We start from the raw sequence: 15,125 nt of genomic DNA, 5'->3' as shown, positions 1-15,125 counted from the left end.
ATCCCTCGCTGGATTATTGCGGCGGCACGCCGGTGACCTGGACATAGATCCAGGCCAATGCAAACACGACGATGACCGCAGCGATGATCATGAGCTTGCGGAGCAGGGGATTGGGAGCTTTTGGCGGGGGCTTCGGCTTGCGAAACTTGATAACGTTGTCGCTCATGGTCTTGCTGTCTGGTTCGTCCTTCCTACAGCAGTAACGCATATCGACGGGTTTGGCACCCGTGTCATGCCCAAATATGCGCTTTTCATGTGGGCCGCCGGCGAGAAGCCGGCAGCCCTGATATCAGGCGATCAACGAGCTGCCCAATTGGCGCCGCGACGGAAGATCGTCCTCATCTGCGGCACGTCGAATTCCTTGGCGACATGGCCGAGCGAGGAATAGAAGACGCGGCCCTTGCCGTATTTGCGCTTCCAGACGACCGGCATCGTCACGCCGTCGATCCAATAGGCATGTTCGCCGGTGAAGGTCGTCGTCGCCAGCACCTCGTTCGAGGGATCGACATGCATGTAATACTGCTCGGAATTGTAGGGGAAATCAGTGATCCCCTCCATCAGCGGGTCGTCCGGCCGGGTGATGTTGACGGTGTAGTTGATGATGTTGCCGGGATGGGCAACCCACTGGCCGCCGATGATGAACTGGTAGTCGGTCGACTCACGGAAGCTGTCGCCGGCGCCGCCGTGATAACCCGCGATGCCGACGCCGCTTTCGATCGCGGCAGCGAGGTTCTTCACCTCTTCCTTCTCGATCTTCGACATGGTGATAACGGGGACGATCAGGCTGAGATCATGGATCGACGGATCGGCAAAGGCCTCCGTGCTGTGCTCCACATAGACCTTGAAGCCGTCATCCTCGAGAATGTCCTTGATGATTGCGGCGCATTGTTCCGGTTCGTGGCCGGCCCAGCCGCCCCAGACGATCAGTGCTTCACGCATCGTGTATTCCTCCTGAAAATTACTTGCCGAGCAGTCCGTCGACGAGGGATTGAGAAAGCGGAGCAGGGCGCTCCGTTGTCGTGGTAAGGCTTACAGTGCTGCCCGCGTCGGATGCCTTCTGGAAGGCTTCCATGACTTCGAGCACATGCAGCGCCAGATCGCCGTTTGCGCGATGCGGCCGGTTCGACCGGATCGCATGGGCGAGATCGGCCACACCGAGAGAGCGATAGTTGCCGTCGGCATAGGGCAGGGTCACCGGCTGGTCCTCAAACTCGCCGCCCTTCTTCAGATATTCAACCGGGCCGGCGAAGCGGTTGGGGTCCGGCACGATCAGCGTGCCTTCGGTGCCGTAGACTTCGAGCGGCACGTGCTTGTGGCCGGCGACATCGAAGCTCATGCCGATCTGCACGACAGCACCGTTGGCGAAAGCCATGACGCCGGCGACATGCGTCGGAATATGAACCGGAATGCGCTCGCCGTTGCGCGGCTCACTGGAAATGATGCGCTCTTTGCGCGGGGTCACCGCAAAGCCGGCGACTTTGGCGACCGGTCCGAGCAGGTTGACGAGATCGGTGATGTAATAGGGACCCATGTCGAGCATCGGGCCGCCGCCAACTTCATAGTAGAAGGCCGGGTTCGGGTGCCAGCGCTCATGGCCGGGGCACATGAAGGTCGCGGTCCCGCCGACCGGGATGCCGATCACGCCCTCGTCGATCAGTGCGCGGGCAGTCTGATGGCCGCCGCCAAGGAACGTGTCGGGGGCCGCACCGATGCGCAGGCCCTTGGCCTTTGCGGCATCCGCCAATTTTTTCCCTTCCGCGAAATTAATCCCCAGCGGCTTTTCCGAATAGGTGTGCTTGCCAGCATCCAATGCCTGCAGCCCGACGGCGACATGGGCCTTCGGAATGGTCAGGTTGACGATGATCTCGACCTTAGGATCAGCGAGAAGCTCATCGACCGTGCGGGCTTGAAGGTTGAATTCCGAGGCCTTAGCCTCTGCAAGTTCGCGATTGAGGTCGGCCAGACCGCGGATCTCGAGGATCGGAAATGCCGATGTCATCGCCTTCAGATAGGCGCCCGAAATATTTCCGCATCCAATGATGCCGATACCGACTTTTTCCATCATGTCCTCCATAAATACTGGTTTTTGCGCGTCAAAGCGCAGGCCCTGTTGTGCTCCAAGGCGATTCGTAGAGTTCGTAAAGGGCGACAGCGGCTGCACCCTGCGCCCAGAAATCGTCGGTCGAATCGTCGAAGACGAGTTCGCTGACGCCTTTGAGAGACGGTGGGATAGCCAGAGAATAGGCATCCCGCAGGCTGTTGAGGAAGGGCTCACCCAGCGCAAGCGAGGAGCCGACGAGAATGACGCGTGGCGGTGCAAACAGCGTGACGATATTGGCGATTGTCAGCCCCACCGCCTCGCCGGCGCGCACGGCCGCGGCAATGAGCCGGTCGTCGTCGGCCTGGATCAGCGCCTGCACATGCGTCATTCCGCGGCCGAGGCGCACCGCTTCGGCAAAGCGTCCATCGGCCTGCTGTTCGCCGAGAATGGCACTTTCGCCGGCCTGACTGGAAAGTCTGACGACGCCTTGCTGGCCCATGCCGAGAACCAGGTCGCCCAGATTGTGGCTGAGGCCGCCGGCGCCGCGAAAGAGCTGATTGTCGTGCAGCACGCCGAGACCGAGCGTCTGCTCCAGCGAGATCAGCACCATGTCTTCGAGATCACGGGCCTTGCCGAACCAGTGATGGCCAAGCGTTACGGCATGTGCGTCGCTCTCGATGATCGTCGGCGTCGACAGGCGGGCGGACATTTCCGCAGCAAAATCAATGTTGACTTCGCGGAATATGGGGCTCGAACGGATGTGGCCGGTACGGTGTTCGATGACGCCGGGAAGTGCCAGGCAGATGCTGTCTATATCATCGAGCGAGAGGCCGATATCGACGACGCAGCGTCGCACTCCATCCTCGATGAGGTCGGCAATCACGGCAATTGGCTGTCGATCAATGCGGATCGGCAGGGTGAGCTTGGAGAGCACGTCGCCGCGGAAATTGGTCACGACGAAGATCATGCGGCTGGCTGCGATCTTGGCGCCGACGACGCGGGCAGCATCCGGATTGACCTCAAGCATGACCCGCGGCCTGCCACGCACCGCCTCGTTGCGGATATCGCCCTCGTGAATCGGCAAAATGAGCCCGTCGTCGAGAAGCGAGGCGGTAATGGCCGAAACTGTCGTCGTGGACAATTCAGTGCGTTCGCTGATCTGGATGCGGGAGATCGGGCCGTGGCGCCGGATCGTATCCAGCACGTTCAAGCGGTTGATGGCACGCATCAATTCAGGATCGGCAGTCTTCATCGTCTCGTGCGCACCTAAACTGTCATAGGGCCCCACGATTTTTTTCGAGAGGCAAATTAAATTCGCCTTGTTGTAGATCTGATTTTCGCAATCGCGCAATAGAAATTTCCGTAATTGCATCATTTTGCGCATCCTTTGCCGCTTTTTCAGGCAGGGTATTGACAGAGAGGCAAAGGCTGCGATTATTTAATCCGGATACAGAAATAAAGCGCCTCGGGAGGAGTGCCACGTGCTGACCACCAAAACTCATCGCATGAACATGCTGTCGGCGATCGCAATTGCTGTTGCCGGCTACTGCGCATCGACGGTAACGGCTGCCGCCGATACGACCATCCGCTGGCTCCACCTGGAGCAGGTTCCGGGCACCATCGAAGTGTGGAACAAGCTCGCCAAAGACTTCGAAGCGAGCCATCCTGGCGTGAAGATCGAACTGCAGTTCCTTGAAAACCAGGCCTTCAAGGCCAAGCTGCCGACGCTGCTGCAGTCAAACGAGGCGCCGAGCTTTTTTTACACCTGGGGCGGCGGCGTGCTGAAGGCGCAGGCCGAGACCGGAATGCTGCGGCCGATCGATGCCGCGCTTGACGCCGATGGAGGCGCATGGCGCAACGGCACCAGCGCCGCGACGATCGATGGCATGACTTTCGACGGCAAGGTCTGGGCAGCGCCCTACAAGACCGGCCTCGTCTCCTTCTTCTACAACAAGGAACTGTTCAAGAAGGCCAATGTCGACGCCACCCAAATCAAGACCTGGGGTGACTTCCTTAACGCTGTGAAGACGCTCAAGGCCGCAGGCATCGTGCCGATCGCCGGCGGCGGTGGCGACAAGTGGCCGATCCATTTCTACTGGGGTTATCTCGCCATGCGCGAAGCCGGTCACGACGGTTTCGAAAAGGCCAAGGCCGGCGAGGGTGATGGTTTCGCCGGTGAGGCCTTCGTGAAGGCCGGCGAGCATCTTGCCGAGCTCGGCAAGCTCGAACCCTTCCAGAATGGTTATCTCGGTGCCACCTGGAACGACGCGCTTGCTGCCTTCGGCGATGGCCGCGCGGCGATGCTGCTCGGCTTTGAAAACACCAACGACACCTCGCGCGCCAGCTCGACCAGCGGCAAGGGCCAGCCGGACGACAATATCGGCCGCTTCCCGTTCCCGGTCGTTGAAGGTGCTCCCGGTGTGGCAACCGACTATCTTGGCCGTCTGAACGGTTGGGTGGTCACCAAGAATGCGCCCCCGGAAACCGAGGAATTCCTGAAATTCCTCGGCAACCCGGAAAATCAGAAACTGCTGGCCCAGAAGACCGGCATCATTCCTGTCGCCAAGGGCTCGGCCGATGGCGTTCAGAATGTGCTTCTGAAGGACAGTGCGGTGGCTCTCGATCAGGAAACCTGGCACCAGAACTTCCTCGATCAGGATCTCGGTCCGAATGTCGGCGGTGTCGTCAACGACATGACGATGGACATTGTCTCCGGTTCGACATCGCCGGCCGACGCCGCCCAGCAGATCCAGGACGCCTACTCGCTCGAAGCGAAGTAAAAATCCGCCGGCGCTCAAGCAGAGCGCCGGCTTCTTCTCACTCGCGGCGCAGTCGCGAATTCGCCCGAGGAGTCCTAGAGACCAATGAGTGATACTTTCATGTCAGCAAATGTGGCAGGGACGAGCGCCAAAGTTGCGCCGCGCCGGCACAAGCGTTCGCTGGCTCACAGCAAATGGCCGGTACTGATCCTTTTCCTGCCGCCCGCATTGATGCTTTTCACCCTGCTCGTCATCGTGCCGATGGGCGAAGCCGCCTGGTATTCCTTCTACAACTGGAACGGCTACGGCAACCCGACGCAATGGGTAGGTTTCCGTAACTACCAGCTCATCTTCCGCAACGGTGCCTTCACCCAGGCGCTCGTCAATAATGGCCTGATCGTCCTTATCTCGCTCTGTGTGCAGATTCCGCTGGCGCTATGGCTTGCGACAATGGTTTCCAGCAAGATCAAGGGCGCGCTCTTCTTCCGGCTGATCTTCTTCCTGCCCTATGTTCTCGCCGACGTTGCCGCCGGCATGATCTGGCGCTTCGTCTATGATGGCGATTTCGGCCTCGTTGCGGGCATTTCGCATATGATCGGCGTCGAGCCGCCCTTCTGGCTGGCCGATCGCAACGTTGCCATGTATGCCATTCTCGGCGTTATCGTCTGGAAGTATTTCGGCTTTCACATGATGGTCTTCATTGCCGGCCTTCAGGCGATCGACAAAAGCGTGCTGGAAGCTGCCGATATCGATGGTGCGACCGGCTGGCAGAAATTCCGGCACGTAACCTTGCCGCTACTCGGCTCCACGGTTCGCCTCTCGGTCTTCTTCGGTGTCGTCGGCTCCCTGCAGCTCTTCGACATGATCATGCCGCTGACCGGCGGTGGTCCGTCGAACTCGACGCAGACCATGGTGACCTTCCTTTACAATTTCGGGGTGACCCGCATGCAGGTCGGTTTCGGCAGCGCCGTTGGTGTCGTGCTGTTCGTGATCTGCGTCACGCTCGCCTTCAGCTACAAGCGGATTTTCATGCGCAATGACTGATATCTCGACCGCACCACCCATCGACGCCACCACGGCAAACAGCGCTGGCCGCAAGGTCCGTACCGGCACGCAGATCTACATGTATGTCTCACTGCTGATCGTTGCCGGCCTCGTCGTCATCCCGTTGATCAGCACCGCGCTCGGCGGCTTCAAGACGCTGTCCGACCTTCGCGGCAATCCCTTCGGTCTGCCGACGGTATGGCAGTGGAGCAACTACATCGACATCATCGTCAGCCAGCGCTATTGGCTGCAGATGGGCAATTCGCTGCTGATCGCCCTGCTCACAGTTTTCCTGACGCTGACGCTGGGCGCCATGGCCGCTTTCTGCTTTGCCCATATCCGTTTCTTCGGCTCGACCTATCTGGTCAACTACTTCCTGATCGGGCTGATGTTCCCGGCCGCCACCGCGATCCTGCCGCTTTACATCCGCATCCGCGATCTCGGGCTTCTCAATACCTATTGGGGCGTGGTGCTGCCGCAGGTGGCCTTCGGGCTCGGCATGAGTATCATGCTCTTCCGCAATTATTTCCGGAACCTGCCGTCAGAGCTCTTCGATGCGGCTTTTGTCGATGGTTGCGGCTACATGCGCTTCTTCTGGCACATATCGCTGCCGCTCTCGCGCCCGATCGTCGCCACCGTCGGCATCATCTCCTTCGTTGGCAGCTGGAATAGCTATATCGTGCCGCTGATCATGCTCAATTCCGAGAGCCTCTATCCCTGGCCGCTCGGCATCATGGTCTATAGAGGCGAGTTCGCCACCGATTGGCATCTCATCCTGGCGTTCATCACGCTGACCATCCTGCCGACCATCATCGTCTTTTTCCTCGCCCAGAAGCACATCATCGCCGGCCTGACAGCTGGTGCGGTGAAGTCCTGAGCCCGCATAGGAGACACGCACATGGCGTCCGTCGAACTGAAGAATATCCGCAAGGCCTATGGATCGCTCGATGTGATCCACAATATCTCGCTGTCGATCGAGGATGGACAGTTCGTCGCCCTCGTCGGCCCCTCCGGCTGCGGCAAATCCACACTGCTGCGCATGATCGCCGGCCTTGAGGAAATCACCGACGGCGAGATCATGATCGATGACGCCGTCGTCAATGAGCTGACGCCGCGCGAGCGCAACATCGCCATGGTGTTCCAGTCCTATGCGCTCTATCCGCATATGACGGTCGCCGAAAACATGGGCTTCAATTTGAAACTATCAGGTCTTCCCAAGCCGCAGATCGAGCAGCGTGTGGCCGAGGCCGCCCGCATGCTCGATCTGACGAAACTGATGGATCGCAAGCCTGCACAGCTTTCCGGTGGCCAGCGCCAGCGAGTCGCCATGGGCCGCGCCATCGTGCGCAATCCGGCCGTTTTCCTGTTCGATGAGCCGCTCTCCAATCTCGATGCGAAGCTGCGCGTGCAGATGCGCTCGGAAATCAAGACGCTGCACCAGAAGGTCAAGACGACCTCGATCTACGTTACCCACGACCAGATCGAGGCGATGACGCTTGCCGACCGCATCGTCGTCCTGAACCAGGGCAAGATCGAGCAGGAGGGCACGCCCCTCGAACTCTACAAGAAGCCGGCCAATCTCTTCGTCGCCGCCTTTATCGGCTCTCCGGCGATGAACCTCATCGAAGGCGTCGTCGAAGGTGAGGGTGGCGGGCCGGCCGCACGTCTTTCGGACGGGACTGCGATCCGTATCGCGCCTGACCGCAAGGTTCGCCCCGGCCAGGCAGTGACCGTCGGCCTTCGTCCTGAACATTTGACACCCGGCGGCAGGGACGGAAATGCGCTTGCCGGGCAGACCTTGCTGGTCGAGCCGACGGGCGCCCAGACGCATGTCGTCTTCGATCTCGCCGGTCAGCCGGTCACCGCTGTGGTGGATGGGGATTATGCTGCCCGCTACGGTGCGCGTTTCGAAGCCAATATTTCCAGCGAGCAGGTCCATATTTTCGACCGGGGTACGGGTCTGGCGCTCTAAGTTTAAGAGATAGCGAGCGGGCTTCGTTGGCCCGTCCAATCGATCTCAAATGAAATCCGCCGCCAATCGTCTGACTGGCGGCGGATTATTCTTGTCTCGCTGTTTACTCGGCGGGCACTGCCACCGGGGCGAGCAGGTCGCTCTCATCGCGCAGATTGCCGGCCATCGCCGCGGCAAAACGGGTCTGGTCGAGTTCGTTTTCCCAGCGGGCAACGACGATGGTGGCAACCGCATTGCCGACGAGGTTGGTCAGCGCGCGGCATTCCGACATGAAGCGGTCGATGCCGAGGATGAGCGCCATGCCGGCGATCGGAACCGAGGGAACGACCGAGAGTGTGGCGGCAAGCGTGATGAAGCCGGCGCCGGTAATGCCGGCGGCACCCTTGGAGCTCAGCATCGCCACGAGCAGCAGCAGGATCTGGTCGCCGAAGCTCAGATGCGTATCCGTCGCCTGGGCGATGAAGAGTGCCGCCAGCGTCATATAGATATTGGTGCCGTCGAGATTGAAGGAATAGCCGGTCGGAATGACGAGACCGACAACCGAGCGCTTGCAGCCGGCGCGTTCCATCTTGTTCATCAGACCGGGCAGGGCGGCTTCAGACGACGAGGTGCCGAGCACCAAGAGCAGCTCTTCCTTGATATAGCGCAGCAGCGCCAGGATGGAGAAGCCGTTATAACGGGCGACCGCGCCGAGTACGACCAGCACGAAGAGCAGCGAGGTCAGATAGAAGGTACCGATCAGGAAGGCGAGGTTGGCGATCGCGCCGATGCCATATTTGCCGATCGTGAAGGCCATGGCGCCAAAGGCGCCGATCGGGGCGAACTTCATCAGGATCGCGACGAGGCGGAAGACTGGAGCTGTCAGAACCTGGAAGAAGTCGAGAACTGGCTTGCCGCGTTCGCCGACAGAGCCGAGCGCGATGCCGAAGACGACGGAGAAGAACAGCACCTGCAGGATGTCGCCTTTGGCGAAAGCGCCGACGATCGTGTCCGGGATGATGTTCATCAGGAAGCCGACGATTGTCGCGTCATGGGCCTGAGCGGCGTAGTTGTTGACGGCTTTCGTATCGAGCGTCGCCGGATCGATATGCATGCCGGCGCCTGGCTGCAGCACGTTGGAAACGACGAGGCCGACGACGAGCGCCAGCGTCGAGAAGACAAGGAAGTAGCCAAGCGCCTTGCCGACCACGCGGCCGAACTTCTTGAGATCTGCCATGCCGGCAATGCCGGTCGTGACGGTCAGGAAGATGACGGGCGCGATCACCATGCGCACAAGCTTGATGAACGCGTCTCCGAGCGGCTGCAGCGAAGCGCCGAGAGACGGGTAGAAGTGGCCGAGCAGAATGCCGGCCGCGATGGCGGCGAGAACCTGCACGTAGAGGTGCCGGTAAAAGGGAGTTTTGCCGCGATCTGCAGCGGCGTGCATTGCAATATCCATGGTGTCCTCCACTATGCCGGACGCCAATAGGGCGACGGCCAAGTCATGATGGTCAAACAGCCTCCCGACTGATGAGGACTTGTTTTGCAACGCGCGTGCCAGTTTCCTCTGATTTCCTAATTCATTGATATTGTTGAATGGGACTGGTTGATGCAGATGAGGTAGTGCGAGTTTTCGCACAAAGTGATTTGTCGATCGTGCGAAAACATGCACAATGCGGCCATGCTCCAGAGGAATGCAAACGAACGTTTCCTGACGCCTGAACAGCTTGGCCGGCGCTCCCGGTCGGTCTGGCTGGTCTTTGCGGCGCTCGCGGCCATTCTGATCGGCACGGCCCTTTACGGCGCCGGCGTCTATGGTCGACTGCAGGCAATTGCGGCACTGGAGGATCAGGGGCAGACCGACGCCAATCTCAAGGTGGCGCTGCTGCGTGCCGTGCTGGAGGGGCCCCGGGCTCTGCCGCTGCTCCTTGCAGATGACCAGCAGGTGCGAGACGCTCTGGCATCAGGACAGGGGGAGGCCGTCATGGGGCTTGATCGCAAGCTTCAGAGCCTTGTCGCCGGCACCCGCGCCTCGGTTCTCTATGTAACCGGCAGGAACGGTATCGCAATCGCTTCCAGCAACTGGCAGGAGCCTCTGAGCTTTGTAGGCAACGACTATTCCTTCCGTGATTATTTTCGCCGTGCGATGGAAAATGGTACGGCAGAGCATTTTGCTCTTGGCAATGTCAGCAACCGGCCGGGGCTCTATATTTCCCGACGGGTCGGGGATGCTGCGGCTCCGCTTGGCGTCGTCGTCGTCAAGATGGAGTTCGATCAGCTGGAATCCGACTGGCGCGATGCAGCCCGGCCGGCCTATGTCATCGATGAGCACGGCGTCGTGCTGATCACCAGCTTGCCGTCCTGGCGTTTTATGACGGCCAAGCCTCTGCCGCAGGAAAGCCTTGCGGCGATCAGGACGAGCTTACAATTCGGCGAGGCGCCGCTGTTGCCACTGCCGATCGACGAACGGCAGGAACTGAGGCCTGGGGCCGCGATCGTCCACGCCATCATGCCGGGCGCCGGGGAGGGCGAGTTCCTGCGATTGCGCACGGAGGTGCCATCAACAACCTGGCAACTCGAATATCTGGTGCCGACCGAGGCGCCGATAGCCTCTTCCGTGCGCGAATGGCGACTGCTGACATTGGCAGCCCTCATTCCCGTGCTCGCGATCATGACGTTTCTGCTGCGCCGCCGCCAGATCGCCGTCATGCGTATTGCGACCGAGCGCGCCGCGCGCGAGGAGCTGGAGCGTCGGGTACTGGAGCGCACGCAGGACCTGAGCCGCGCCCGTGATCGCCTGCAGGAGGAGATAACCGACCATCGCGCCACCGAAGCGAGGCTGCAGGTGGTTCAACAGGAGCTGGTGCAGGCGAACCGTCTGGCGATCCTGGGGCAGGTTGCCGCCGGCGTGGCACATGAGATCAATCAGCCGGTCGCGACTATCCGTGCTTATGCCGACAATGCCCGCACCTTCCTCAAACGTAGGCAGCCGGATTCGGCCGACGACAATCTCGGTGCGATTGCCAGCCTGACGGAACGCATCGGTGCCATCACCGAGGAGTTGAAGGCTTTTGCCCGCAAGGGTCGCACCGCGGCGGAGCCGATAGAACTGCACGCGGTCATCGAAGGCGCGGTCGTTCTGCTGCGGAGCCGTTTTGCTGGCCGATTGGATGCGCTCGATATCAAGCTGCCTTCTGCCGATCTGAAGGTAACCGGCAATCGCATCCGGTTGGAGCAGGTGCTGATCAATCTCTTTCAGAACGCGCTGGAGGCGCTGGAGGGCCGCAATGGCGCAAAGGTGGAGGTCTTTTGCGAGGAGATGGGCAACGAGGTGGCGGTGAGCGTCGTCGACAACGGCCCAGGCATATCTGCGGACATCCTCGGCTCGCTCTTTTCGCCTTTCAATACCTCCAAGGAAAAGGGCCTTGGCCTTGGCCTCGTCATCTCGAAGGATATCGTTGCCGATTATGGCGGCCGTATCGAGGTCGACAGCAACGAGAGCGGCACCCGCTTTACCGTCTATCTGCAGAAGGCACAGGCATGAGTGAAACTATCCCCGTCTTCCTTATCGATGACGACAAGGATCTCCTGAAGGCGACGAAACAGACGCTGGAGCTTGCCGGCTTTTCGGTTTCGACCTTTTCCGCCGCTACGGAAGCTCTGAAGGATCTGAGCGCGGAGTTCTCGGGTGTCGTCGTTTCCGATATCCGCATGCCGCATGTCGACGGATTGCAGCTCTTCGATCGAATCCGTCGCCTCGATGAAGACCTTCCCGTGATCCTGATCACAGGGCATGGCGATATCCCGATGGCCGTCAAGGCAATCCAGGATGGGGCCTATGACTTCATCACCAAGCCTTTTGCAGCCGACAGGCTGGTGCAAAGCGTGCACCGCGCCGCCGAAAAACGCCGGCTCGTGCTCGACAACCGGTCGCTGCGCGACGCGGCTGAACAGGCGCAGGGCGATCTGCCGCTGATTGGCCAGACGCCTGCCATGGAGCGCCTGCGACGAACGCTCCGGCAGATCGCCGACACCGATGTCGACGTCCTGGTGACTGGCGAAACCGGCAGCGGCAAGGAAGTGGTGGCAAGCCTGCTGCATCGCTGGAGCCGTCGTTCGAAGGGAAACTTCGTCGCGCTGAATTGCGGCGCCCTGCCTGAAACGGTGATCGAGAGCGAACTCTTCGGTCACGAAGCCGGGGCGTTCACGGGTGCCCAGAAGAAACGCATCGGCCGCATCGAACATTCGAGCGGTGGGACGTTGTTTCTCGATGAAATCGAAAGCATGCCGGCCCCCGCCCAGGTGCAGATGCTGCGCGTCCTGGAAATGCGCGAAGTCATGCCACTCGGCACCAACGAGGTGCGGCCGGTCGACCTGCGTGTCGTGGCTGCGGCCAAGGTTGATCTCGGCGATCCGCGCGAGCGCGGCGATTTCCGCGAGGATCTCTATTATCGGCTCAATGTCGTGACGATCAGCATCCCGCCGCTGCGCGACCGGCGCGACGACATCCCGCTCCTCTTCGCCCACTTCACCGAACGGGCCGCCACCCGCTTCAAGCGTCCGGTACCCGTCGCTTCGCCCGAACTGCACCGCCACCTGAAGAGCCATGACTGGCCGGGCAATGTGCGCGAACTCTCTCATTTCGCTGAACGCTTCGTCCTCGGTCTTGAAGCGGTGCCGGTGGAGCCGAGGCAAAACGGGGTTGAAAACAAAGATGCCCCCTTGCCTCTGCCGGCGAGGATGGACCGCTATGAGGCCGATATCATCCGCGAGACGCTGACCCGGAACGATGGCGACGTACGCCGGACAATCGAAACCCTCGGCATTCCACGCAAGACCTTTTACGACAAACTGCAGCGGCACGGCATCGAACGGGCTGCGTTCAGCTCGTCAAAGCCCGAAAGCTGACGCGTCGGTTGCCGCAGAACAGGTCGCTGCACAGATTGCTATGTAACAACGAGCCGCAACCATAAAGACTGGGTTGAGGCCAATTCTCAACCACTGCTGGCTTTCTTGCGGAGTTCTTGAAGACAGCTGTCTTTTTTGGAAGGCGAGAAATTCTCGCTCCAGCGAATCAGGTGGCCTTTTGAGCGGCACCGACACATATTCGTGTCATCGGCGTGAAGGTGCGCGGCGTCCTCTTTTAAACCGCGCGCGAATAATACTCCCGGCACGGTCGCAAAGCTATAGAGGCCGTCAGATTTCGAGGATCAAATTGGCAAGTTACGCGCACTTTTTTGTGTAGCGATGCCGGAATGTCGACCATGTCTTATTTCCGCCGAGGAGGACCTTGATCTTTCGAAACATTGGCGCACCATCTTACTTAGCGAAGGCGAAAATCGCTGAGGCAGACCTTTATAGGAGGGCCTATGCTGAACAACTCCCTATTTGATGCGTTCACCCGTAACTACGAGTCTCGGCGAGAGACGGATATGTCTATAGCAGACTATCTTGCCTTGTGTAAAAAAGATCCGATGGCCTACGCCAACGCGACCGAGCGGCTGCTTTCGGCAATTGGCGAACCCGAAATCATCGATACCGCCAAGGATTCGCGGCTCGGCCGGGTTTTCATGAACAGGACCATCCGAACCTATCCCGCCTTCGAAGGGTTTTTCGGCATGGAGGAGACGATCGAGCGGATCGTTTCCTTTTTCAGGCACGCGGCCCAAGGTCTGGAGGAGCGCAAGCAGATCCTTTACCTGCTCGGCCCGGTCGGCGGTGGTAAGTCTTCGCTTGCAGAGCGTCTGAAGCAACTGATGGAAGTCAACCCCATCTATGTTCTAAAAGCCGGTGACGAACTGAGCCCGGTCTTTGAAAGCCCCCTCAACCTTTTTGATCCCCTAGCCATGGGGCCGATGCTGCTTGAAGAATACGACATCCCGACTCGTCGCCTCAGCGGTTTGATGAGCCCGTGGTGCCTTAAGCGGCTCGACGAATTCGATGGTGATATCTCCCGCTTCCGGGTCGTCAGGATCCAGCCCTCAAGGCTTCGACAGATCGCGATTGCAAAGACCGAGCCGGGTGACGAAAACAATCAGGATGTCTCGTCGCTGGTCGGCAAGGTCGATATTCGCAAGCTCGAGCACTATTCGCAAAACGATCCTGATGCCTACAGCTATTCCGGCGGTCTCAACCGCGCCAATCAGGGCGTGCTGGAATTCGTGGAAATGTTCAAGGCGCCGATCAAGATGCTGCATCCGCTGCTGACGGCGACGCAGGAAGGCAACTACATGGGCACCGAAAACATCGGTGCGATTCCCTTCTCTGGCATCATCCTTGCCCATTCGAACGAAGCGGAGTGGCAAACCTTCAAGGCCAACAAGAACAACGAGGCCTTCATCGACCGCATCTGCGTCATCAAGGTTCCGTATTGCCTCAGGGTGATTGAGGAACAGAAGATCTACGAAAAACTGATCGAAGGATCGGAGCTAGCCGATGCGGCATGTGCACCGGCGACATTGGAGATGCTGGCTCGTTTCTCCGTGCTGTCACGGCTTCGCAAGCATGAGAATTCCAATCTTTTCTCGAAAATGCGCTCCTATGACGGCGAAAGCCTCAAGGAAACTGATCCGCGTGCCAGAAGCGTGCAGGAATATCGGGATGCTGCCGGTGTCGATGAGGGCATGGACGGAATATCGACACGTTTCGCGTTCAAGGTTCTTGCGTCGACCTTCAACCACGACACGACGGATATCGGTGCGGACCCTGTGCATCTGATGTATGTTCTGGAACAGGCTATCCGCCGCGAGCAGTATGGCGAGGAGACGGAAAAGCGCTACATGGAATTCATCAAGGCCGAATTGGCACCGCGTTACGCGGAGTTCATCGGCAACGAGATCCAGAAGGCCTATCTGGAATCCTATTCCGATTACGGTCAGAACCTGTTCGACCGCTATGTCGATTACGCGGACGCCTGGATCGAGGATACCGATTTCAAGGACCCGGATACTGGTCAGCTGCTCGATCGCGAACTTCTGAACCAGGAGCTGACGAAGATCGAAAAACCGGCGGGCATCGCCAACCCCAAGGATTTCCGCAACGAGATCGTCAAGTTCTCCTTGAGGTCGCGGGCTGCCAATGGCGGCAAGAATCCTTCCTGGACGAGCTATGAGAAGATCCGGGAAGTCATCGAGAAGCGTATGTTCTCGCAAGTCGAGGATTTGCTGCCGGTCATCTCTTTCGGATCGAAGAAGGATAGTGAGACCGAAAAGAAGCATAGCGAATTCGTCTCGCGCATGGTGGCGCGGGGCTACACGGAACGGCAGGTTCGCCGGCTGGTGGAATGGTACATGCGCGTCAAGCAGGCGAGTTAGGTAGGCCGTCGGAGCGA

The 15,125-nt window shown here is 59.6% G+C and carries 12 protein-coding genes; 7 read left to right on the top strand and 5 right to left on the bottom strand.

What is annotated here, in order from left to right:
- Positions 1-13 precede the first annotated feature (13 nt).
- The 4 genes from LVY75_06070 to LVY75_06055 form a co-directional block, all read right to left on the bottom strand.
- Entirely contained in the window at positions 14-166 is a 153-nt protein-coding gene (locus LVY75_06070; protein ID XAZ19715.1) for a hypothetical protein, read from the bottom strand.
- Positions 167-297: 131 nt separating this feature from the next.
- Positions 298-939: a ThuA domain-containing protein gene (locus LVY75_06065; GenBank protein ID XAZ19714.1), complete on the bottom strand. Its 642-nt coding sequence runs from the start codon at positions 937-939 to the stop codon at positions 298-300.
- Between the two features lie 19 nt (positions 940-958).
- Positions 959-2,062 carry a Gfo/Idh/MocA family oxidoreductase gene (locus LVY75_06060; GenBank protein XAZ21339.1) on the bottom strand — a complete coding sequence of 368 codons (1,104 nt, stop codon included), beginning with the start codon at positions 2,060-2,062 and terminating at the stop codon, positions 959-961.
- A gap of 31 nt (positions 2,063-2,093) precedes the next feature.
- Complete coding sequence (locus tag LVY75_06055) at positions 2,094-3,293, bottom strand: ROK family transcriptional regulator (GenBank protein ID XAZ19713.1); 1,200 nt, start codon at positions 3,291-3,293, stop codon at positions 2,094-2,096.
- Between the two features lie 253 nt (positions 3,294-3,546).
- On the opposite strand from LVY75_06055, the gene LVY75_06050 reads away from it, so the two are divergent.
- The 4 genes from LVY75_06050 to ugpC all read left to right on the top strand — a co-directional run bounded on the left by LVY75_06050 (position 3,547) and on the right by ugpC (position 7,816).
- The gene (locus tag LVY75_06050) at positions 3,547-4,821 is read left to right on the top strand and encodes an extracellular solute-binding protein (GenBank protein ID XAZ21338.1); all 1,275 of its coding nucleotides are present in this window, start codon (positions 3,547-3,549) and stop codon (positions 4,819-4,821) included.
- A gap of 99 nt (positions 4,822-4,920) precedes the next feature.
- The gene (locus LVY75_06045; GenBank protein XAZ21337.1) at positions 4,921-5,844 is read left to right on the top strand and encodes a sugar ABC transporter permease; all 924 of its coding nucleotides are present in this window, start codon (positions 4,921-4,923) and stop codon (positions 5,842-5,844) included.
- Positions 5,837-6,721, top strand: a complete 885-nt coding sequence (locus LVY75_06040) for a carbohydrate ABC transporter permease (protein XAZ19712.1) — start codon at positions 5,837-5,839, stop codon at positions 6,719-6,721. Before LVY75_06045 ends, LVY75_06040 begins: the two co-directional genes overlap by 8 nt.
- 21 nt (positions 6,722-6,742) lie before the next feature.
- The gene (gene ugpC / locus LVY75_06035; protein XAZ19711.1) at positions 6,743-7,816 is read left to right on the top strand and encodes a sn-glycerol-3-phosphate ABC transporter ATP-binding protein UgpC; all 1,074 of its coding nucleotides are present in this window, start codon (positions 6,743-6,745) and stop codon (positions 7,814-7,816) included.
- A gap of 103 nt (positions 7,817-7,919) precedes the next feature.
- Here the strand turns inward: ugpC and LVY75_06030 are convergent, their stop codons facing one another.
- Positions 7,920-9,254: a dicarboxylate/amino acid:cation symporter gene (locus LVY75_06030; protein XAZ19710.1), complete on the bottom strand. Its 1,335-nt coding sequence runs from the start codon at positions 9,252-9,254 to the stop codon at positions 7,920-7,922.
- Positions 9,255-9,461: 207 nt separating this feature from the next.
- Between LVY75_06030 and LVY75_06025 the strand changes: the two genes are divergently transcribed.
- From LVY75_06025 to LVY75_06015, 3 genes are all read left to right on the top strand, one after another.
- Positions 9,462-11,339 carry a sensor histidine kinase gene (locus tag LVY75_06025; protein ID XAZ19709.1) on the top strand — a complete coding sequence of 626 codons (1,878 nt, stop codon included), beginning with the start codon at positions 9,462-9,464 and terminating at the stop codon, positions 11,337-11,339.
- Positions 11,336-12,703, top strand: coding sequence for a sigma-54 dependent transcriptional regulator (locus LVY75_06020; GenBank protein ID XAZ19708.1), 1,368 nt, complete (start codon positions 11,336-11,338; stop codon positions 12,701-12,703). The genes LVY75_06025 and LVY75_06020 overlap by 4 nt, the downstream gene beginning before the upstream one ends.
- A gap of 461 nt (positions 12,704-13,164) precedes the next feature.
- Positions 13,165-15,108 (top strand): PrkA family serine protein kinase, encoded by a 1,944-nt coding sequence (locus LVY75_06015; protein XAZ19707.1) that lies wholly within the window; start codon positions 13,165-13,167, stop codon positions 15,106-15,108.
- The last annotated feature ends 17 nt before the right edge of the window (positions 15,109-15,125 follow it).

The sequence above is a fragment of the Sinorhizobium sp. B11 genome, from assembly GCA_039725955.1.
In the GTDB taxonomy this organism is placed as follows: Bacteria; Pseudomonadota; Alphaproteobacteria; order Rhizobiales; family Rhizobiaceae; genus Rhizobium.
The sequence above is the reverse complement of the archived record's forward strand: the minus strand, read 5'-3'. Positions and strand labels throughout refer to the sequence as shown.

Bases quoted from the DNA above. Each gene is read 5' to 3' on its own strand.
- LVY75_06070 (XAZ19715.1), bottom strand. From the start codon at position 166: ATGAGCGACAACGTTATCAAGTTTCGCAAGCCGAAGCCCCCGCCAAAA.
- LVY75_06065 (XAZ19714.1), bottom strand. From the start codon at position 939: ATGCGTGAAGCACTGATCGTCTGGGGCGGCTGGGCCGGCCACGAACCG.
- LVY75_06060 (XAZ21339.1), bottom strand. From the start codon at position 2,062: ATGGAAAAAGTCGGTATCGGCATCATTGGATGCGGAAATATTTCGGGC.
- LVY75_06055 (XAZ19713.1), bottom strand. From the start codon at position 3,293: ATGAAGACTGCCGATCCTGAATTGATGCGTGCCATCAACCGCTTGAAC.
- LVY75_06050 (XAZ21338.1), top strand. From the start codon at position 3,547: ATGAACATGCTGTCGGCGATCGCAATTGCTGTTGCCGGCTACTGCGCA.
- LVY75_06045 (XAZ21337.1), top strand. From the start codon at position 4,921: ATGTCAGCAAATGTGGCAGGGACGAGCGCCAAAGTTGCGCCGCGCCGG.
- LVY75_06040 (XAZ19712.1), top strand. From the start codon at position 5,837: ATGACTGATATCTCGACCGCACCACCCATCGACGCCACCACGGCAAAC.
- ugpC (XAZ19711.1), top strand. From the start codon at position 6,743: ATGGCGTCCGTCGAACTGAAGAATATCCGCAAGGCCTATGGATCGCTC.
- LVY75_06030 (XAZ19710.1), bottom strand. From the start codon at position 9,254: ATGGATATTGCAATGCACGCCGCTGCAGATCGCGGCAAAACTCCCTTT.
- LVY75_06025 (XAZ19709.1), top strand. From the start codon at position 9,462: ATGCACAATGCGGCCATGCTCCAGAGGAATGCAAACGAACGTTTCCTG.
- LVY75_06020 (XAZ19708.1), top strand. From the start codon at position 11,336: ATGAGTGAAACTATCCCCGTCTTCCTTATCGATGACGACAAGGATCTC.
- LVY75_06015 (XAZ19707.1), top strand. From the start codon at position 13,165: ATGCTGAACAACTCCCTATTTGATGCGTTCACCCGTAACTACGAGTCT.